Origin of the sequence: Prescottella equi (genome assembly GCF_020171745.1) — a bacterium.
GTDB lineage: Bacteria > Actinomycetota > Actinomycetes > Mycobacteriales > Mycobacteriaceae > Prescottella > Prescottella equi_A.
The window spans coordinates 161,007-179,912 of the sequence record NZ_JAIVAH010000018.1; the positions used below are offsets into that span (position 1 = coordinate 161,007).

Below are 18,906 nucleotides of genomic sequence, written 5' to 3' on the forward strand. Positions count from 1 at the left end.
CGACGAAGGGAGGCAGCCATGTCGCGTGCAACCGATGAACCCGATCGCTCCGCCCCGACTTCGCCCGCGCCGATCGAGGGTCCGCTCGGCGCGGCCCTGATCGAGACCGGGCGCTTCTTCACCCGCGCCACCGTGTCCGCCGACCAGCGTGCGGTGTACCGGACAGGTGGACGCGAGGGCGACGTGTTCTACCGTGACCGCTGGAGTCACGACAAGGTCGTCCGGTCCACCCACGGCGTCAACTGCACCGGCTCGTGCTCGTGGAAGGTGTACGTCAAGGACGGCGTGATCACGTGGGAGACGCAGGCGACGGACTATCCGTCGGTTGGTCCGGATCGTCCCGAATACGAACCGCGCGGGTGTCCCCGCGGCGCGGCCTTCTCCTGGTACACCTACTCCCCCACCCGGGTTCGTTACCCGTACGTGCGCGGGCTGCTGCTCGAGATGTTCCAGGAGGCGCGCGAGCGGCTGGGTGATCCGGTGCTGGCGTGGGCCGATGTCGTCGGCGATCCCGACCGCCGCGCCCGGTACCAGCGGGCACGCGGCAAGGGTGGACTGGTGCGGGCGTCGTGGGAGGACGCGGTGGAGATGATCGCCGCGGCGCACGTCCACACGATCGCGAAGTACGGTCCCGACCGGGTCGCCGGGTTCTCGCCGATCCCGGCCTTCTCGATGGTCTCGTTCTCGGCGGGTTCCCGGTTCATCGAACTGCTCGGCGGGGTGATGGCCTCGTTCTACGACTGGTACGCCGACCTGCCGGTCGCGTCTCCGCAGGTGTTCGGCGACCAGACCGACGTGCCCGAATCGGGCGACTGGTGGGATGCCGCCTACCTGATCATGTGGGGCTCGAACGTCCCGGTCACCCGCACCCCGGACGCGCACTGGATGGCGGAGGCGCGCTATCGCGGGCAGAAGGTGGTGGTGGTCTCCCCCGACTACGCCGACGCCACCAAGTTCGCCGACGCCTGGCTGCCCGCGCAACCCGGCACCGACGGCGCCCTCGCGATGGCGATGGGACACGTGATCCTCCAAGAGAACTACGTCGACCGGCGGGTCCCGATGTTCGCCGACTTCGCCTCGCGCTACACGGATCTGCCGTTCCTGGTCACGCTCGACGCGCGTGACGGCGCGTACGTGCCGGGCCGGTTCCTGCGGGCGTCGGACCTCGGGGACGCCGGCGAGGGTGCCGAGTGGAAGACGGTGCTGTTGAACTCGGCTGACGGCGCGGCCGTGGTCCCATCCGGCAGCATCGGGTTCCGGCACACCGAATCCGGTGCGGGACAATGGAACCTCGACCTCGGTGACATCGTTCCCGCGCTGAGCGTGCGCGACGCCCCCGGTGAGACCCGGGACGTCGAACTTCTGTTGCCGCGCTTCGACGTCGGTGAGCGGGGCGAGGTGATGCGGCGCGGTGTGCCGGTGCGCGAGATGGGCGGGCACCTGGTCACGACCGCACTGGATCTGATGCTCGCGCAGTACGGTGTACGCCGCGACGGACTGCCCGGCACCTGGCCCGAAGGCTTCGACGACCCCGCCCAGCCGTACACGCCGGCGTGGCAGGAGTCGCTGACGTCGGTCCCGGCCGGCGCCGTCGTCCGGATCGCCCGCGAATTCGCCCGCTCGGCAGAGAGATCCGGCGGCCGCTCGATGATCATCATGGGCGCGGGCATCTGCCAGTGGTTCCACGGGGACGCCACCTATCGCGCGGTGCTCGCCCTGTTGATGCTCACCGGCAGCATGGGGAAGAACGGTGGCGGGTGGGCGCACTACGTGGGCCAGGAGAAGGTGCGGCCGTTCACCGGGTGGGCGACGATGGCGATGGCCACCGACTGGTCCCGGCCGCCGCGACAGGCGATCGGCACGGCGTTCTGGTACATGCACGCCGACCAGTGGCGCTACGACGGCTATCGCGCCGACGCCCTCACGTCCCCGCTCGCGGAGGGCCGCCTCGCCGGGCAGCACACCGCGGACACCATCGCACAGTCCGCGCGGCTGGGGTGGATGCCGTCGTACCCGCAGTTCGACCGCAACCCGCTCGACCTCGCCGACGAGGCAACAGCCTCGGGTACCGACGTGGGTGACTGGGTCGTCGACCAACTCCGCAGCGGCAAACTGCATTTCGCCGTCGAGGACGTCGACGCCGAGGAGAACTGGCCGCGGGTGCTGACCCTGTGGCGGGCGAATCTGCTCGGCGCGTCCGCGAAAGGCAACGAGTACTTCCTCGAGCATCTCCTCGGTGCGGGATCCAGCCTGCGGGCCGACGAGACACCGCCGGACGGCCGGCCCACGACCGTGCGCTGGCGGGACGACGCACCGCGCGGCAAGCTGGATCTGATGGTGTCGCTGGACTTCCGGATGACCAGTTCGACACTGCTGTCGGACATCGTGCTGCCCGCCGCCACGTGGTACGAGAAGTACGACCTGTCGAGCACCGACATGCACCCCTTCGTGCACGCCTTCACCCCGGCCGTCGACCCGCCGTGGGAGGCCCGCAGCGACTTCGACGCGTTCACCGAGATCGCCCGCAGGTTCAGCGAACTCGCGAGGACGCATCTCGGCACCCGGCACGACCTGGTGGCGACCGCACTCGGTCACGACACCCCCGGCGAGACCGCGCAACCGTTCGGCGAGGTACGCGACTGGCGCGCCGGCGAGGTCGACCCGGCGCCGGGCCAGACGATGCCGGGCCTGACGGTGGTCGAACGCGATTACACCGCGATCGCCGAGAAGATGGCCGCGCTCGGTCCCCTCGTCGAGAGACTCGGACTGAACACCAAGGGCGTTACGTTCCACCCGGACGCCGAGGTGGCGGATCTGGCGCAGCGATGCGGGGTGATGTCGTCCGGGGCGGGCGCCGGGCGGCCCGCGCTGGACACCGACGCCAAGATGGCCGAGGCGATCCTGGCACTGTCCGGGACCACGAACGGACGTCTCGCGGTCACGGGCTTCGAAGAGCTGTCGCGGCGGGTGGGAAAGCCGTTGAGTCATCTGGCCGCGGGCAGCGAGGAGCGCCGGATCCGGTTCGCCGACACGCAGGCCCAGCCCGTCGCCACCCTCGCCAGCCCCGAATGGTCCGGCAGTGAGGCCGGGGGCCGGCGGTACGCGCCGTTCAGCATCAACGTCGAGGAACTCAAACCGTGGCACACCCTCACGGGCCGAATGCATTTCGTTCTCGATCACGAATGGATCCGCGAGTTCGGCGAGGTCCTCCCGATCTACCGACCCCCGCTCGACATCACGCGCCTGTTCGGCGAGACCCGACTCGGCGAGTCCGACGGCAAGGCCCTGTCGGTGCGGTACCTGACTCCGCACTCCAAGTGGTCCATCCACTCCGAGTACCAGGACAACCTGCTGATGCTCTCGCTCTCCCGCGGCGGGCCGAACGTGTGGATGAACGTCGACGATGCCGCGGCGATCGGCGTCGCGGACAACGACTGGGTGGAGGCCGTCAACCGCAACGGCGTCCTCGTGGCGCGGGCGGTCGTCACGCACCGGATGCCGCCGGGCACCGTGTTCGTCCACCACGCCCAGGAACGATTGATCAACGTGCCCAAGTCGGAGACCGACGGCCGGCGCGGCGGCATCCACAACTCACTCACCCGGGTGTTGGTGAAGCCCACCCACCTGATCGGCGGGTACGCGCAACTGTCGTTCGCCTGGAACTATCTCGGCCCCACCGGTAACCAACGCGACGAGGTCACCGTGATCCGGCGCCGCAGCCAGGAGGTGCAGTTCTGATGCAGGTGGCAGCGCAGATGGCGATGGTGATGAATCTCGACAAGTGCATCGGCTGCCACACGTGCTCGGTGACGTGCAAGCAGACGTGGACCAATCGGGGCGGCACCGAGTACGTGTGGTTCAACAACGTGGAAACCCGTCCCGGACAGGGCTACCCCCGCAAGTACGAGAACCAGGATCTGTGGAAGGGCGGCTGGACGCTGAACCGTCGCGGGCGGCTGACGCTACGCGCCGGCGGACGGGTCAAGAAGCTGCTGTCGATCTTCGCGAATCCGCTGCTGCCCAACATCCGCGACTACTACGAGCCGTGGACCTACGACTACGACACCCTCACCTCGGCCCCGCTCGGCGACGACTTCCCGGTGGCGCAACCGATCTCGCTACTGTCGGGCAAGCCGATGCCGATCGAGTGGAGCGCCAACTGGGACGACGACCTGGGCGGCACCGCGGCCACCGAGGTGCACGATCCGATCCTGGCGCAGATGCGGGAGCAGGCCACCGAGAAGGTCCGGCTCGAGTACGAGAAGACGTTCATGTTCTTCCTGCCCCGGATCTGCGAGCACTGCCTCAACCCGTCGTGTGTGGCGTCGTGCCCGTCCGGCGCGATGTACAAGCGCGCCGAGGACGGCATCGTGCTGGTCGATCAGGACCAGTGCCGCGGATGGCGGATGTGCGTCACCGGATGCCCCTACAAGAAGGTGTATTTCAACCACCGCACCGGCAAGGCTGAGAAGTGCACCTTCTGCTACCCGCGCGTCGAGGTGGGCCTGCCCACGGTGTGCTCGGAGACGTGCGTCGGCCGCCTGCGGTACATCGGGATCGTGCTGTACGACCTCGACCGGGTGGGCGAGGTCGCGTCGACCCCCGACGAGCGCGACCTCTACGACGCACAGCGCGGCCTGCTGCTCGATCCGGAGGATCCGGTGGTGATCGAGGCGGCTCGTGCTGCGGGCATTCCCGAGGACTGGATGGATGCGGCCCGCCGCTCGCCGGTGTATGCGCTCATCGAGAAGTACCGGGTGGCGCTGCCGCTGCATCCGGAGTTCCGCACGCTGCCGATGGTCTGGTACGTCCCGCCCCTGTCACCGGTGGTGGACGTCCTCACCGAAACCGGCCACGACGGTGAGGAACTCGACAACCTCTTCGGTGCGATCGACACGCTGCGGATCCCCATCGAGTACCTCGCGGGGCTGTTCACGGCGGGCGATCCGGAGCCCGTCACCGCCGTGCTGCACCGTCTCGCGGCGATGCGCTCGTACATGCGTGACCTCAACCTCGCGGACGAACCGGACGAGTCGATCGCCACGGCGGTCGGGATGACCGGCGAGCAGATCTACGAGATGTACCGACTGCTCGCGATCGCGAAGTACGACGAGCGGTACGTCATTCCGACCGCGCACGCCGAGCAGGCGCATCAACTCGAGGAACTCGGCTGCAGCCTCGACTTCGAGGGCGGCCCCGGCATGCTGGACAGCGGGCCGTTCGGGGAGGCGTCGGGCCGGCCGATCCCGGTCGCGGTCGAGACGTTCCACGCGCTCAAACACCGGCAGACCGCCGAGAACGTCGCCGATCCCCGGGATCGGGGCGCCCGCGTCAACCTCCTGAACTGGGACGGCAAGGGCGTCGTGGACGGGATGTTCCCGAAACGGAACGGGGACAGCCGATGAGGGCCGCCGACCTGCGCGTGCTCGACCAGGCTGCGGCGCTACTGCTCGACTATCCGGACCGTGCGCTCCTCGATCGACTGCCGACGGTCGCGGCTGCGCTGGCGGAGCTGCCGCGCAGCCCAGCGAGCGGATCACTCATCGAGTTCGTCGAACATTTACGCACACAATCACTTCCGGAGCTCACGCGGCACTACGTCGAGACGTTCGACCTGCGCCGCAAGAGCTGCCTGTATCTGACCTACTACGCCGACGGCGACACGCGCAGGCGCGGGGTGACGCTGGTCCGGCTCAAGCAGCACTACCGGCGGGCCGGTGTCGAGTTCGCCGCCGCGGACCTGCCCGACTTCCTGCCGGTGGTCCTGGAGTTCGCGGCGGTCACCGGCGATCGGTCGCTTCTCGTGAAACACGTACTGGGGCTGCAGCTGATCCGACTCGGCCTCGCCGAGATCGGGAGCCCGTACGTCGTGGTGCTCGAGGCACTGCTGTCGACGCTGCCCGGGCCCACCGCGCAGGACCGGGATGCGGTGCTCGCCCTCGCACGCAGCGGACCACCTCAGGAAGAAGTAGGCCTGGATCCCTTCCCGACCGGAGGTGCGCGATGACCGACAGCAGTCTCGTCGACATCCTGCTGTGGGCGGTCCTGCCCTACGTGATGGTCGCGATCTTCGTGACCGGCGTGGCGTGGCGGTACCGGTACGACCAGTTCGGTTGGACCACACGCTCGTCGGAACTGTACGAATCGCGGCTGCTGCGGATCGGGAGCCCGCTGTTCCACTTCGGTCTGGTGTTCGTCGTCGCCGGCCATGTCCTGGGACTCGTGATCCCCGACGAGTGGACCGCCGCGCTCGGGGTGTCGGAGACCCGCTACCACTACGTCGCGTACGTCCTCGGCGGGATCGCGGGCTTCTGCACGCTCGTCGGGATCGGGATCCTGCTGTACCGCAGACGCACCAAGGGTCCGGTGTTCATGGCGACGACCCGCAACGACAAGATGATGTACCTGGTGCTGGTCGCCACCATCTGCGCCGGACTGTGGACCACCGTCGCCGCCAACTCGCTGCACGAGGGCTACAACTACCGCGAGACCATCGGGCCGTGGTTCCGCAGCCTGTTCATCCTGCAGCCGGAGATTCACCTGATCGCGTCGGCGCCGCTGACCTACCAGGTGCACGCGCTGATCGGGATCGTGCTGTTCATCCTGTGGCCGTTCACCAGACTCGTCCATGCCTTCAGCGCGCCGGTGAAGTACCTGTTCCGGCCGTACATCGTCTATCGCAGCCGCGACGTCGGGGGCCCGGCGCGAACCGAGACACCCGGGCGCGGCTGGGACACCGGCGCGACACGTCCGCCCCGCACCCCGCGATAAGTGCGCAAAGCGCGCAAAGCGCCGTCCCCGCCCCTCCGAAAGCGCGATAAGTGCGCAAAACGCGGGATTCGGAAGTGACGTGGATTTCATCCGCGGCGAATGAGCCAATTGTGGCGTCCGATGTGTCAAAGTCAGGTGCACTTTCGACAGGACACGTGAATGGAGCTCTACAGATGGACTCTTTCTGGGATTTTCTCTGGGTGATTCTCGTCAGTTTCGCGTTCGTCGCGTACCTGATGCTGTTGTTCTCGATCATCACGGACCTGTTCCGCGACCACAAGACATCCGGCTGGGTCAAGGCGATCTGGGTGGTCTTCCTGATCATCCTGCCGTTCATCACCGCGCTGATCTATCTCATCGTCAACGGCGACAACATGACGAAGCGCTCGATCCGCGCCGCCCACGACATGCAGAGCGCGCAGGACGCCTACATCCGCAACGTCGCGGGTAAGTCCGGCCCCGAACAGATCGCCGACGCGAAGGCCCTCCTCGACGCGGGCACGATCACGCAGACGGAATTCGAGTCGCTCAAGGCGAAGGCCCTCGCCGGCTGACCCTGGCACTCGCCGCTCCGCTCTTCGCGATGCCGCGCTCCCGATCGGGGGCGCGGCATCGCCGTTTCCGGAGCGGCACCGCAGCACCGGACGACGGCCCACACGGACCTGTGGAAAACTCGTCACGTGGGAACCAGCACTCGTATCAACCTGCGTGGACGCCTCGCGATGCGCGCCGCCGCCGCCGCGGCCTGGGCGTCGCAGAAGGCCGGACGCGGCAAGGGGTCGATGATCGGTGGCCTCATCGCGCTGAAGATCGACCCGACGCTCATGCAGCAGCTCGGGCGTGGACGGCGCACCGTGGTCATCACCGGCACCAACGGCAAGTCCACCACCACCCGAATGACGGCGGCCGCCCTCGCGACCCTCGACGAGGTCGCCACCCAGGCCGACGGCGCCAACATGGATGCCGGCATCGTCGCCGCGCTCACCGCCCGTCCGGACGCCCCGCTGGCGGCGCTCGAGGTGGACGAGCTGCACGTGCCGCACGTGTCCGACGCGGTGAACCCCGAGGTCGTGGTGCTGCTGAATCTCAGCCGCGACCAGCTCGACCGGGTCGGCGAGATCAACATGATCGAGCGCGCACTGCGCGCCGGCCTCCAGAAGCATCCCGACGCGATCGTCGTCGCGAACTGCGACGACGTCCTCGTCACGTCGGTCGCGTACGACTGCAAGAACGTGGTGTGGGTCGCCGCCGGCTGCGGCTGGGCCAACGACTCGGTCAGCTGCCCCCGCACCGGCGAACCGATCGTGTGGGACGGTCCGCACTGGCGCAGCACCGGGTCCGACTTCGCGCGTCCCGAGCCCGACTGGTGGCTCGACGACGACAACCTGCACGGCCCGGACGGGCTCGTGATCCCGATGAAGCTGACGCTGCCGGGCAAGGCGAACCGCGGCAATGCGGCGCAGGCCGTGGCCGCGGCGGTCGCGATGGGCGCGAAGGCCGAGGACGCCGTAGCCGCCGCGTCGATCGTCGAGGAGGTCGCCGGCCGCTACAGCACGGTCCAGGTGGGCGCGCACTCGGTGCACATGCTGCTGGCGAAGAACCCGGCCGGCTGGCAGGAGGCGCTGTCGATGATCGACCACAGCGTCGACGGCCTCGTCATCGCGGTCAACGGCCAGGTCCCCGACGGCGAGGACCTGTCCTGGCTGTGGGACGTGCGCTTCGAGCACTTCGAGGGCGTCAAGGTGGTCGCCGCGGGTGAACGCGGTACCGACCTCGCGGTCCGACTCGGATACGCGGGCGTCGAGCACACGCTCGAGCACGATCCGATGCGCGCGATCGCGTCGTGCCCGCCCGGACGGGTCGAGGTGCTGGCGAACTACACCGCGTTCCGTGACCTCAACACCGCGATCGCGAAGGAGAACAGCCGCGATGTCTGAGTCGACGGTCCGCATCGGCCTGGTCCTGCCCGACGTCATGGGCACCTACGGCGACGGCGGCAACGCCCTGATCCTGCGTCAGCGCCTGCGCATGCGCGGCTACGACGCCGAGATCGTCGACATCACGCTCAGCGATCCGGTCCCCGAGTCACTCGACGTCTACACGCTCGGCGGCGCCGAGGACTCGGCGCAGCGCCTCGCCACGCGGCATCTCACCACCTACCCGGGGCTGCAGCGCGCCGCCGAACGCGGCGCACCCGTGCTGGCGATCTGCGCGGCCATCCAGGTCCTCGGACACTGGTACGAGACGTCGTCGGGCGAGCGGGTCGAGGGCGTGTCGATGCTCGACGCCACCACCTCCCCGCAGGCGACCCGCTCGATCGGCGAGGTCGTCACCACGCCCCTGATCGACGGTCTCACCGCTCCCCTGTCCGGCTTCGAGAACCACCGGGGTGGAACGACTCTCGGCCCCGACGCCAAGCCGGTGGGACGCGTCACCCGCGGCGTCGGCAACGGTGTGGGCGACGGACTCGAGGGCGTCACGCAGGGCTCGGTGATCGGCACCTACATGCACGGGCCGGTGCTCGCGCGGAACCCGGAACTGGCCGACCTGCTGCTGAAGCGGGCCCTCGGTGTGGACGAACTCGCGCCGCTCGATCTGCCCGAGGTGGATCTGCTGCGCCGCGAGCGGTTGCGGGTGCGCTGAGTCGGAGTCGTCGCGCGGGGGCGGCCGCCGGAACCGGCGCCCGATGTCGGGGCCTGCGGTTAGCATCCGGAGCGCCGGATCTTGCGAGGGGAGAACGCCGATGACTGGCGAGACTGAGTCGTGGCTGGTTCCCGGGGCGGAGGGCGTGATCCTCGGCGACAGCCAGACCGACGAGTTCGGTGCCGTCACCCACGACGTGCTCCGTCTCCGCTGTGTCGAGTGGACGGCCGACGGGCGGGTCGCGATTCTCGACAACGGCTACGAGGTGTTCCTCGACCGCCGCACGCCGGACGGCAACCATCTGCTCGGCACCAAGTTCTTCCGGTTCCTCGACAGCCGCATCCTGCGTCACCCCGACGACCCGCAGGTCGCGCGGGCCGAGTTCGACAATCGCTTCGGCTCGGATGCCGGCACGCGGGCGTTGCTGAGCGAGGTCGATGTGCGGTTCCGGATTCCGTGGCCGGATGCGGATGCCCGCCGACGCCTCGCGGCGCAGCAACACGGGCAGACCGTGCTTCGCGTCTGGATGGACACGCCACGCGACGACACCCGACCTCCGTCCGGGTCGTCGATGGCGGAACTGGTCCGAACTCCGCAGGGGCAGTTGGCGTTCGCGGCCGCCGCCGCGGCAGCCGCGATCGAGTCGAGCCGTTCGTGGCATCACCAGATACTCGACGACGGGCCCGTCCTCCGCATCGATCTGTCCGCGGAGGTCGCTGCCGTCGCCGAGAGTGCCCGATCGCTCCGGACTGCCATCGACAGCCTGGGGCCGAGACCGAGCGGAGTGCTCGCCACCGATCCCGAGGTGCGGGCCGAACACGGCTGGCGCGCCGATCTGCTCGAGGAACGACACCGCGCACTCCGGGACCGGGTGTCGGCCCTGCACCGCTATCGGGACGGCATCCGGGACCTCGATCCGCGGCTGGAGCGGCTGGATTGGCTCGAGCAGACCCGGACGGAGAGCGAACTGCCGCATCACGTCGCGTTGGTCTCGGACCGACTCGCCTCGGAGTCGTTGTCGGACCGCGAGGCCCTGACGTCCTCCGCGATGGACAGCCTCATCGAGGACGCTCGGACCCTGTCACGTCTCCTGCGGGAGTAAAACACCCCAGACAGGGGTGTGGCCGGGAATGCTTTCACATCCTCGGCCGCATCTCTGTTTCACGAGACTTTCACCGTTACCGATTACTTACTCGATCCGCACTACTGAACCTACGCCCGCGGGCAGCGCCCGGCAATGCCTCGAGCTCCAGTTTTCCGAGTTGTGACCACAATCCGGACTTCGCGTCCGATGCGTTACACGAGGCGCTTTCCGGCGCGGATACGGCGTTGCAGATCCCGCATCAGCACGCGACTCGGCAGGTGCCGCACGAACCGGGGAACGAACCGGTTCACGAACGACACGAAAATGAAGAGGTGCTCGAATCGGCGGCGGTCGTCCTCGGTCCACTCCATGCCGAGTTGCTCGCGGAACAGCGGAGGCAGGAAGCCGGCGGTGAGGAATTGCAGCAGGCCTCCGAAAGCAAAGCGCAACGGCCACCGCACCATCCGCAGCGCGATCAGGTTGTTCAGGTAATTCCGGACGGTGTCGTCGATTGCGACTCGCTCGCAGGCGATGTTCCAGTATCGGTCGAAATCGGCCCGCGTCGCCGGCCACATGTCCTCGGTGACCTGCAGTGTGGTGCCGAGCGTCGACGACGACCGGTAGAACTCCTCGGCCTGGTCGGGCGTCATCTTCCCGTGCAGCAACTGGTGGGTGTCCTCGAACCCGATGAACAGGCACGCCGCCACCCACAACTGCAGCTCACGGTTGAATGCGTTGTAGGACACCGGGCTGTTCTCGTCGGACCGGACGTACCGGTGGGCACCGTTGACGGCCTCCCGGTACGCCCGGCGCTCGTCGTCGGAGCCGAGGATCGCCACCGACAGGTAGGTGAACGTGGTGCGGGCCCGCTTCCACGGATGCTTGGCCAGGCTGCCGGACTCGACCTTGCTCTCCGCGACGCCGTGCCCCACCTCCGGCCACGACAGCTGCATCACCACGTTCGCCGCGCCGCCCGCGAACGACCAGAAGTCGAGCGCGTCGGAGATCCTGGCCGGCCGTCCCCCGCGGCGCGGCGTGGTCGCGATGCGGATCCGGGTGCGATCGTTCGTCAGGCGTGGTTCGGCGCCCGGGAGATCGAGGTAGCGGGTCGGCATGGATCCCCTTCGTCGTTCGCGATTCGCAGTTACCTGGTCTCGGCTACTCGGTCTCGGTTACTTGGTCTCGACGTTGTCGACGATCCAGCGGTCGCCGTCGCGATCGAGGGTCACGACCATCCGGTACTTCTGCGACTTCCCTTCGGGGGCGATCACATTCTTCGCCTCCTGATCGACGAAGGCCAGCACGACCGCGCGGGAATCGTCGACGCTCTCGACGCCGATGTTCGAGACCGTGGCCGTCGCCTGTCCCTGCCCGTCGGTGACGAGACTCCGCAGGGCGTCGACCATCTTGTTGTACTGGCCGGTGAACTCCGGCGTGGACATCCCGGCGATCTTGTCGCGGTTTGCATCGAGGTTCTGGTAGTCGAACGACGCCACCGTCTGCGCGTAGTCACGAGTGGTCTCGACGGCCTGGTCGCGCAGAGTATCCAGCTGCCGCTGCTCCCACCACTGCCAGCCGGCGAGTGCGGCGAACACGACGGCGAGGGCGGCGAGCACCGCGACGGGAACCACGCCGAAGCTGCGCGGCGCCCTCGATGCCGGTCGAGCCTGGCCCGACTCCGCCGACACGGCCTCCGCCGCGGGATCCGGCAGCGTGGCAACCGGTGCAGCGGTGGTGTCGTCGTTGTCGGGCTTATCGTTCGCCATTTCCGAGCTCCTCCAGCAGTTGATTCCATTGGTCGAGCGCCTCGACCCCGGTGGGGACGAGGATCGGGTCCGGCACCATCGGCGGACCGATGACCGTTCCCGGCGTGGTCGCGTTCTGCAGCCCGAGATCGTCGGGGCGCGGGGCCGTTCGTGATCCGCGCTGCGCGATGTTCTCTCCGGGCGGGCAGTACAGCGTGAGGTTCGGCTCGGTGGGACTGAGATCCCCGACGGCACGCCGAGTCGTGTCGTAGTTGCACACCGGCCCCTGCGTCGCGACGAGCGCGAACTGCGCCCGATCCCCCTTGACGATCGACTCGAGTTTGCCGAGCCCCTCGGGGATCTCGTCGAGTCCGGCGGCGAGAGCGTTACGTCGGTCCGAAATGACCGGAGTGACGGTGGCGAGGTTGGCGAGCAGCGCGCCGAAGGTGTCGCGGTACCGGTCGAACAGGTCCCGGGTCCGGTCGAGCGCCGCGGGCGATTGGTCCACGAGGTAGACCAGCACGGGACTGTTGGTGTCCAACTGCTCGGTGAACGTGCGGGCCGCACCCGTGCCGCGCACGAACGCGTCCGAGGTGTCGGACATCGTGCCGAGCAGGTTCGCGCTGCGCACGAGCAGCGACCGCAACTGCGGGGCCTGCTCGTCGAGCAGCGCGGTGAGCCGATCACCGTCCTCGATCAGCCCGGACAGCGTAGGGCCGAGGCCCTCGAACGAGGCACCCAGTTCGGTGCCGAGCGTGCCGATGTCGTCGGGGTCGATGCCGGCGAGCAGCTTCGCGGCGTCCCCCATCAGTCGATCCATTTGGACCGGCTGCCGGTCCTGCGGTGCGGCGAGCTCGTCGCCGTCCTCGAGGTACGGCCCGGCGTCGGTGTTCGGGAAGATGTCCACGTTCTGGATGCCTGCGACGGTCCCCATGCCGACCTTCGCGATGCTGTCCCGCGGAATCCGGGTGCTCGCGTCGAGATCGAACTCGATCCGGGCGCCGCCCCGCTCGGCGTCGAGCGACACCGACGCCACCTTCCCCACCTGCACCCCGCGGTAGGTGACGCTGGTGCCCGCGGTGAGCCCGAGCGCATTGGACATGTTCGCGTGCAACCGGATCGGATCCCGGAATGCCCCGGACCCCGCGACGTAGGCGATGCCGAACGGCACCACCACCGCGGCGGTGATCGCGAAGAGGACCAACTGAACCAGGACGATGCGCCTCATCGGATTCCTCCCGACAGGAGCGACTGGAGCGACCCGGCCTCGGCCGGCAGGGCCGCCGTGCCTCCGGTCAGCAGGTTCTCGATGGAGCCGGGAATGTCGAGGGTGCCGTCGAACATCAGGTAGTCGCCCTTGGCCGCTCGACCGAAGTTGTCGAGGAAACCGTTCATGGTGGTGAGGGTCTCGCCGATGCTCGCGTTGAACGAGCTCAGCGACGCCAGCACCGTCGCGGTGTCGCCGAGCATCGCATCGAGCCCGGTCGACGACTGCGACAACACGAAGTCGACATGTCCGGCGAGCTCGGCACTCGAATCGAGCAACGTCGAGATCCGCTCACGCTGTCCCACAAGTACGTTCGTCACCTCGGGTGCGATGTCGAGGAACTCGTCGATCGTCTGCTGCTGCGCCGCGAACCGGCTCGAGATATCCGCGGCCAGTTGCATCGCGGTGTCGAAGTCCTGACGGTGGTCCATCGCGGTGCCCGTCAGTGTGGTGACGGTGTCGAGCAGTCCGCGGACCTGCTGGGGGCGGCCCGCGAACGCGGTGTTCAGTTCGTCGAGCACGGTCTGCAGCTGGTCGAAGCCGCTGCCGGTGAGGATCGTGCCCAGCGCCGCGAGCGCACTCTCGATCTGCGGCCCGATCTCGGTGCGCGACTCGACGATCACGTCGCCGTCCGCGAGGCTCTCCGCCGACGGCTGTTCGGGCGCGCGCAGTCGGACGAACGGACTGCCGAGCGCGGACGGCAGTTCCACCGCCACCTCGACGTTGTCCGGCAGGGCGACGGACGACGACAGGCTCAGGTCCACGATTGCACCGACGGTATCGGTCGACAGGTCGGAGACCCGGCCGATAACGCGCTGGCCGTTCCGCACGTCGGCGCCCATCAGCAGTCCGTCCGCGTGCGCGAGTTGCACGTGGACCGTGTAGTTCTCCCCCGGTACGGAACGGCCCAGCGGCAGATCCTGGATCCCGGCACCGCAGCCCGAGACCAGCACCGTCCCGGCCAGGCCTGCCACGACGAACGCCGCGCGCCGCATCAGTTTCCCCCGGCCGGGGCCATCCCGCCCGAGAGCAGCGTCGCCAACCCCAGCGGGTCGGAGGCGCTGATCGGGAAGGAGATCGGGTTGGTGAATCCCGCTCCGGTACACAGCGGCATCGGGTACTGGGCGCACAGTGGCTGCGCCACCGCGAACTGCGTCAGCGCGGTGGAGACGTTGAGCCGGATGCGGCCGCGGTCGTCGGGCCCCACGGTCTGCGACAGGTTCTGCATCAGCAGCGGCACCAGGTCCATGAATTCGGCGAGGCCCGGCTGGTTCGCGGCCAGCGTGTCACCGAGCTCCGTCATGTTCCGCGAGATCGCACCCACGTCGTCGCCGTGCTCGGCGGTGAACCGGTTGATCTGATCGAACACGGTCGCCAGGTCCTGCAGCGGCTCGGACAGGTCGAGATCCTGCGCGGACCATTCGTCGCCCAGCACGGCCAGGTCGGACACCAGTGCATCGAGGCTCACCTGGCGCTCGTCGAGCTGCCCCATCAGCGTGTTCAGGTTCTCGACGACGGCGCCGATGTCCTCGGTCCGCGCTCCCACGACACCGGTTGCCGCACCGAGATCGCGGACGGCGCGGTTGAAGTCGTCGCCGCGGCCCTGCATGCCCGACGCGGCCCGCGACAGCAGTTCGCCGGCGTCGCCGCCCTCCGGCCCGAGCGCGGCGGTGAGGGTGCTGAGGCTGCCCATCAGGCCGTCGAAGTCGATCGGAGCGTGGCTGCGGTCGAGGGGAATCACGTCGCCGTCCTGCAGCGTCGGGCCGCCCTGGTATGCCGGGCCGAACTCGAGGTGCCGGTCACTGATCACCGACGGGTTGAGCACGTACGCATTCGCATCCGCGGGTAGGTCGACGGACTCGGGCACCGACGCGGTCACCCGCACGAAGGTGCCCATCGGCACCACCTCCTCGACCGTGCCGACCGGGACCCCGAGCACGGTCACCTTGCTGCCCGGGTAGAGGCCGTTGACGTATGCGAAGTCCACCTGGACGGTTGTCGTGCGGTCGGTGCCCGCGAAGACGTACCACGCACCCGCCGCGACGCCCGTCACCAGGACCAGCGCCAGGGCGATCCGGCCGATCCTGCGGGGACGCGTCTGGGCGGTCATCGGCACCCCTGCATCACGCCGAGCGCGCACAGCATGTTGTCCGGCACGACCGCCGCCGGGGCGGTGACATCCGTCCACGTTCCGTTGCCCGTCGCATCGGTGGCCGCGCGCAGCGCCCGCGGAAGCTGGTCGAGGATCTGTCCGATGTGATCGGCGTTGCGCTGCAACGTATCGGTCACTGCGACGAGGTTGTCCGTCATCTGCCCGAACTCCTCCTCGTGCTCGGTGTAGGTGGTCGCGAGTGTCGACAGCACCGAGCGCAGGTTCTCGACCAGCTTCGTGAGTACCTCCTTGCGCACCGCGAGGGTGCGGACGATCGTCTGCGCGTTGGCGACTGTCGTGGTGAGCGAATCACCCTGTCGAACAGCGAGGTCCGAGAGGGATCGCGACATCGCGAGCAACTGGTCGATCTGTTCGGCATTGCGGGACACCACGGCGGACGCTCCGCTGAGGCCGGCCAGGGCCCGGCCGAGCTGCTCGGGATCGTCCGGCATCACCTCCGAGAGCGTCGTCATCATCGCCTCCAGCGATGCCGCGTCGATCTGGGTGGCCGCATCGGTCGCGTCCCGGCTGACGTCGTCGAGGCTGTACGGAACCGTGGTCCGGGCGAGCGGAATGACGTTCGACGCAGCAGCATCGGCGCCTTCCTCGCTGACGACGCCGGCCGGAATCACCTCCAGGTAGCGCTTGCCGAGCACGGTCTCGAGGCGAACCGAGGCGGTGGTCCGGTTGCCGAGCGGCTGGCCGTTGTCGAGCCGGAAGTCGACGCGCACGTGATCCCCGGCGAGATCGATTCCCTCGACCCGCCCGGCGGGAACGCCGGCGACGTAGACCGGGTCGCCGTCGGACAGACCGCTCGCGTTCGCCAACTCCGCCGCGTACGGACTGGTCCGGGACAGATACCACAGCTTGGGGATTCCGATCGCCGCCGCGAGACCCGCGACCAGCAGCACGATGCCGATCGTTCCGAGCGCGAGCGGGGTTCCGGATCCGGGACGGCGCTCGCCGCGGACCACGAACAGCCAGGCACCCACGACGACGTCGATTACCTTGACCACGAACATCATCGGCACACCTCCGAGTGAGTACTGCCGAAGATGTTCGCCTCGAGGTCGCCTGCCTGCAGAACGAAGTTGCACAGGTAGAGGCTGACGAATCCGCCGTAGGCACTGATGCGGTTGACCCCGTCCGCGAACTGCGGCATCTTCGCGACGAACTGCTCGAACGCCGGAGTGTCGGCGATCCATGCGTCGGTCACCGACTTCAGGTCGGTGATCGACGCGCCGAAGGCCCCCTGCGAGCGCTCCAGTGCTTCCGCGAGAGAGGCGACGGCGCGGTTGCCGTCGTCGAGCAGGACGGCGAGACGGTCGTTGCTGCCGACCACCGACGTGCTCAGGTCGCGCAGTCCGGTGACGAGCTGCTCGAGTTGCGGTTGCCGCTGGTCGACGGACGTCATCAACGCGTTCATGTTGGTGAGAAGTTGTTCGTACACTCCGCTCCGGTCGGCGACGTCCGTGGTGAGCGTTGCGATCCTGTCGAGCAGCGTCGATACGCTGGCGCCCTGCCCGTCGAAGGTCTCGACGAATCCGCGGGTCAGGGTGTTGACCTCGGCCGGGTCCAGCGCGTCGAACAGCGGCCGGAAACCGTTCATGAGCGCGGTGAGGTCGACCGGCGGGGTGGTGCGTTCGATCGGGATCACGCCCCCCGGTTCGAGGGCCTCGGAGGTGACGCCGGCGACCGGTTGCACGGCGGCACCGTCCGGCGGACTCAGGGCCACGTACCGGGCACCGAGCATGTCGCCGTATCGGACCGCCGCGGTGGTGTTCCGGTCCAGGGTGTAGTCCGACGACACCTCGATCCCCACGACGGCCTTGCTGGTCCCGCCGCCCGCGTCCGCGAAAGCGATGGAGTCGACCCGGCCCACCCGGACACCGGACATCGTCACGGGGTTCCCCTCGTGGAGGCCCTCGACGTCGGTGAACTCGACCGTGTACCGCTCGCTGTCCCCGCGCACGGGAACCGAGAGGGTGTTCGCCACCAGTGACGCGCACGCCACCCCCACTGCGCAGAATCCGATCACCTTGGCGATCGGGACCCATCCCAGCTTCATCGGATCCGCACCTCCGTTCCACGGACGAGCGGCCCCAACATGAAGGTGGATGCAGGGTTCTGCGCCGCCGCGGTGTCCCCGAGCAGCCTCTCCTCGATGACCTGGAGGGCCTGCCGCTCGTCCGTCCCACCGGCCACGGAGGCGGGACCACAGTTGCCGGCCTGCGCGCCGTAGCTGGGACAGTCGGCGGCGGAGTACGGCAGGGGATCCGCGAACGTGGGAACGGCGGTGATGTCGAAGTGACCGGTGGCGAACACGCGTGCGCCCGCGGCGCCGAAGGTGCGCGCGCCCTCGAGCGTGCCGACCAGGCCGGCCGGGTTCGCCGCGGTAGTCGCCAGGATCGTGCCGGCGGAATCGAGCACGGTCACCACACGATCGCGCTGCTCGCCGACGAACCCCGCCATCACCGGAGCGAAACTTGCTGCGGCCTCGATGGTCTCGCTCAATGCATCTTTGTTGTCGACCATGCTCTGCGACACGTCGGTGGCCGACGACAGCGTTGCCAGAACGTCCGGTGTCACAGTGCTCAATGCCTGCAGCACGGTTCGGAAGTCGGGGGTCGCGTCGAGGAAGGTCTGCACCGCCGGCGTCAAGGTCTGGGACGCCCTGTCGAGCCGGTCGACGATCCGGCCCACGGTGGCCCCGCGGCCGTCGAGCGCGTGCGACAACGCCGACAACGCAACCTGCATGTTCTGCGGCTGCATCCGGTCCAGGATGTCGACCAGGCGGGTGTAGACCCCGTACAGGGCCACCGCGTCCGGCCCGGTGTCCGCGCGCAGTTCGTCGCCGTCGGCCAGGCTCTCCCCCGGCTGTCCGGAGGGGTCGTCGACGAGCTGGATGTAGATGTCCCCGAAAAAGGTCCGAGGAACCACTCTCGCCATCACAGCCGCGGGAATCAGATCTATCGAGCCGGCGTCGATCTGCAGGCGGACGACCGACGATTCGGTGCCCGAGTCGATCCCCGAGATGCGTCCGACGTTGACGCCGCTGTACCGGACCGGCGCCTCCCCGTTGATGAGCCCTGCGGAGGCCGGGATCGCGACGAGTACCTCAGGATCCCGATGCAGCTGGCCGGTTCCCCGCAGCACCATCGCCGTTCCCGCCACCACCGCGACCAGCACGGCCACGGCGCCGCGCAGGACGAATGCGGTACGGCGCCGGGAGTACACGTCCACC

General features: G+C 68.6%; 16 protein-coding genes. 8 read left to right on the forward strand and 8 right to left on the reverse strand.

All coding sequences use genetic code 11. The features are described from left to right. Window positions 1-18: 18 nt before the first annotated feature. The 8 genes from LCL87_RS15585 to LCL87_RS15620 all read left to right on the forward strand — a co-directional run bounded on the left by LCL87_RS15585 (window position 19) and on the right by LCL87_RS15620 (window position 10,516). Entirely contained in the window at window positions 19-3,738 is a 3,720-nt protein-coding gene (locus LCL87_RS15585) for a nitrate reductase subunit alpha (RefSeq protein ID WP_225021152.1), read from the forward strand. Continuing rightward, on the forward strand, window positions 3,738-5,405 hold the full coding sequence (gene narH / locus LCL87_RS15590) for a nitrate reductase subunit beta (protein WP_225021154.1): 1,668 nt from the start codon (window positions 3,738-3,740) through the stop codon (window positions 5,403-5,405). The genes LCL87_RS15585 and narH overlap by 1 nt, the downstream gene beginning before the upstream one ends. Further along, window positions 5,402-6,007 carry a nitrate reductase molybdenum cofactor assembly chaperone gene (gene narJ / locus LCL87_RS15595; RefSeq protein WP_225021155.1) on the forward strand — a complete coding sequence of 202 codons (606 nt, stop codon included), beginning with the start codon at window positions 5,402-5,404 and terminating at the stop codon, window positions 6,005-6,007. The genes narH and narJ overlap by 4 nt, the downstream gene beginning before the upstream one ends. Further along, window positions 6,004-6,771 carry a respiratory nitrate reductase subunit gamma gene (gene narI / locus LCL87_RS15600; protein WP_225021158.1) on the forward strand — a complete coding sequence of 256 codons (768 nt, stop codon included), beginning with the start codon at window positions 6,004-6,006 and terminating at the stop codon, window positions 6,769-6,771. The genes narJ and narI overlap by 4 nt, the downstream gene beginning before the upstream one ends. A gap of 173 nt (window positions 6,772-6,944) precedes the next feature. Further along, window positions 6,945-7,325, forward strand: coding sequence for a PLDc N-terminal domain-containing protein (locus tag LCL87_RS15605; protein ID WP_225021160.1), 381 nt, complete (start codon window positions 6,945-6,947; stop codon window positions 7,323-7,325). Window positions 7,326-7,451: 126 nt separating this feature from the next. Then, the gene (locus tag LCL87_RS15610) at window positions 7,452-8,708 is read left to right on the forward strand and encodes a MurT ligase domain-containing protein (protein ID WP_225021161.1); all 1,257 of its coding nucleotides are present in this window, start codon (window positions 7,452-7,454) and stop codon (window positions 8,706-8,708) included. Beyond that, window positions 8,701-9,414, forward strand: coding sequence for a glutamine amidotransferase (locus tag LCL87_RS15615; RefSeq protein ID WP_225021163.1), 714 nt, complete (start codon window positions 8,701-8,703; stop codon window positions 9,412-9,414). The genes LCL87_RS15610 and LCL87_RS15615 overlap by 8 nt, the downstream gene beginning before the upstream one ends. Window positions 9,415-9,514: 100 nt before the next feature. Then, window positions 9,515-10,516 (forward strand): hypothetical protein, encoded by a 1,002-nt coding sequence (locus LCL87_RS15620; protein ID WP_225021165.1) that lies wholly within the window; start codon window positions 9,515-9,517, stop codon window positions 10,514-10,516. A 194-nt stretch (window positions 10,517-10,710) separates the two neighbouring features. On the opposite strand, the gene LCL87_RS15625 is transcribed toward LCL87_RS15620, so the two are convergent. From LCL87_RS15625 to LCL87_RS15660, 8 genes are read right to left on the reverse strand one after another with little or no spacing between them, the layout of a single operon-like run. Then, window positions 10,711-11,613: an oxygenase MpaB family protein gene (locus tag LCL87_RS15625; RefSeq protein ID WP_225021166.1), complete on the reverse strand. Its 903-nt coding sequence runs from the start codon at window positions 11,611-11,613 to the stop codon at window positions 10,711-10,713. 57 nt (window positions 11,614-11,670) lie between these two features. Then, a complete protein-coding gene (locus tag LCL87_RS15630; protein WP_225021168.1) occupies window positions 11,671-12,264 on the reverse strand; it encodes an Rv1363c family protein in 594 nt (197 codons plus the stop codon). Then, the gene (locus LCL87_RS15635) at window positions 12,251-13,471 is read right to left on the reverse strand and encodes an MlaD family protein (RefSeq protein ID WP_225021170.1); all 1,221 of its coding nucleotides are present in this window, start codon (window positions 13,469-13,471) and stop codon (window positions 12,251-12,253) included. Before LCL87_RS15635 ends, LCL87_RS15630 begins: the two co-directional genes overlap by 14 nt. Continuing rightward, entirely contained in the window at window positions 13,468-14,505 is a 1,038-nt protein-coding gene (locus tag LCL87_RS15640) for an MCE family protein (protein ID WP_225021172.1), read from the reverse strand. The genes LCL87_RS15635 and LCL87_RS15640 overlap by 4 nt, the downstream gene beginning before the upstream one ends. Continuing rightward, window positions 14,505-15,620: an MCE family protein gene (locus LCL87_RS15645; protein WP_225021174.1), complete on the reverse strand. Its 1,116-nt coding sequence runs from the start codon at window positions 15,618-15,620 to the stop codon at window positions 14,505-14,507. Before LCL87_RS15645 ends, LCL87_RS15640 begins: the two co-directional genes overlap by 1 nt. Beyond that, entirely contained in the window at window positions 15,617-16,687 is a 1,071-nt protein-coding gene (locus tag LCL87_RS15650) for an MCE family protein (protein ID WP_225021176.1), read from the reverse strand. Before LCL87_RS15650 ends, LCL87_RS15645 begins: the two co-directional genes overlap by 4 nt. Continuing rightward, window positions 16,684-17,730, reverse strand: coding sequence for an MCE family protein (locus tag LCL87_RS15655; RefSeq protein WP_225021178.1), 1,047 nt, complete (start codon window positions 17,728-17,730; stop codon window positions 16,684-16,686). Before LCL87_RS15655 ends, LCL87_RS15650 begins: the two co-directional genes overlap by 4 nt. After that, window positions 17,727-18,905: an MCE family protein gene (locus tag LCL87_RS15660; protein ID WP_225021180.1), complete on the reverse strand. Its 1,179-nt coding sequence runs from the start codon at window positions 18,903-18,905 to the stop codon at window positions 17,727-17,729. Before LCL87_RS15660 ends, LCL87_RS15655 begins: the two co-directional genes overlap by 4 nt. Between the last annotated feature and the right edge of the window lies 1 nt (window position 18,906).

Coding starts and splice junctions, on each gene's coding strand:
- LCL87_RS15585 (WP_225021152.1), top strand. CDS start 19: ATGTCGCGTGCAACCGATGAACCCGATCGCTCCGCCCCGACTTCGCCC.
- LCL87_RS15655 (WP_225021178.1), bottom strand. CDS start 17,730: ATGAAGCTGGGATGGGTCCCGATCGCCAAGGTGATCGGATTCTGCGCA.
- LCL87_RS15640 (WP_225021172.1), bottom strand. CDS start 14,505: ATGCGGCGCGCGGCGTTCGTCGTGGCAGGCCTGGCCGGGACGGTGCTG.
- narI (WP_225021158.1), top strand. CDS start 6,004: ATGACCGACAGCAGTCTCGTCGACATCCTGCTGTGGGCGGTCCTGCCC.
- LCL87_RS15620 (WP_225021165.1), top strand. CDS start 9,515: ATGACTGGCGAGACTGAGTCGTGGCTGGTTCCCGGGGCGGAGGGCGTG.
- LCL87_RS15650 (WP_225021176.1), bottom strand. CDS start 16,687: ATGATGTTCGTGGTCAAGGTAATCGACGTCGTCGTGGGTGCCTGGCTG.
- LCL87_RS15635 (WP_225021170.1), bottom strand. CDS start 13,471: ATGAGGCGCATCGTCCTGGTTCAGTTGGTCCTCTTCGCGATCACCGCC.
- LCL87_RS15630 (WP_225021168.1), bottom strand. CDS start 12,264: ATGGCGAACGATAAGCCCGACAACGACGACACCACCGCTGCACCGGTT.
- narJ (WP_225021155.1), top strand. CDS start 5,402: ATGAGGGCCGCCGACCTGCGCGTGCTCGACCAGGCTGCGGCGCTACTG.
- LCL87_RS15625 (WP_225021166.1), bottom strand. CDS start 11,613: ATGCCGACCCGCTACCTCGATCTCCCGGGCGCCGAACCACGCCTGACG.
- narH (WP_225021154.1), top strand. CDS start 3,738: ATGCAGGTGGCAGCGCAGATGGCGATGGTGATGAATCTCGACAAGTGC.
- LCL87_RS15605 (WP_225021160.1), top strand. CDS start 6,945: ATGGACTCTTTCTGGGATTTTCTCTGGGTGATTCTCGTCAGTTTCGCG.
- LCL87_RS15645 (WP_225021174.1), bottom strand. CDS start 15,620: ATGACCGCCCAGACGCGTCCCCGCAGGATCGGCCGGATCGCCCTGGCG.
- LCL87_RS15615 (WP_225021163.1), top strand. CDS start 8,701: ATGTCTGAGTCGACGGTCCGCATCGGCCTGGTCCTGCCCGACGTCATG.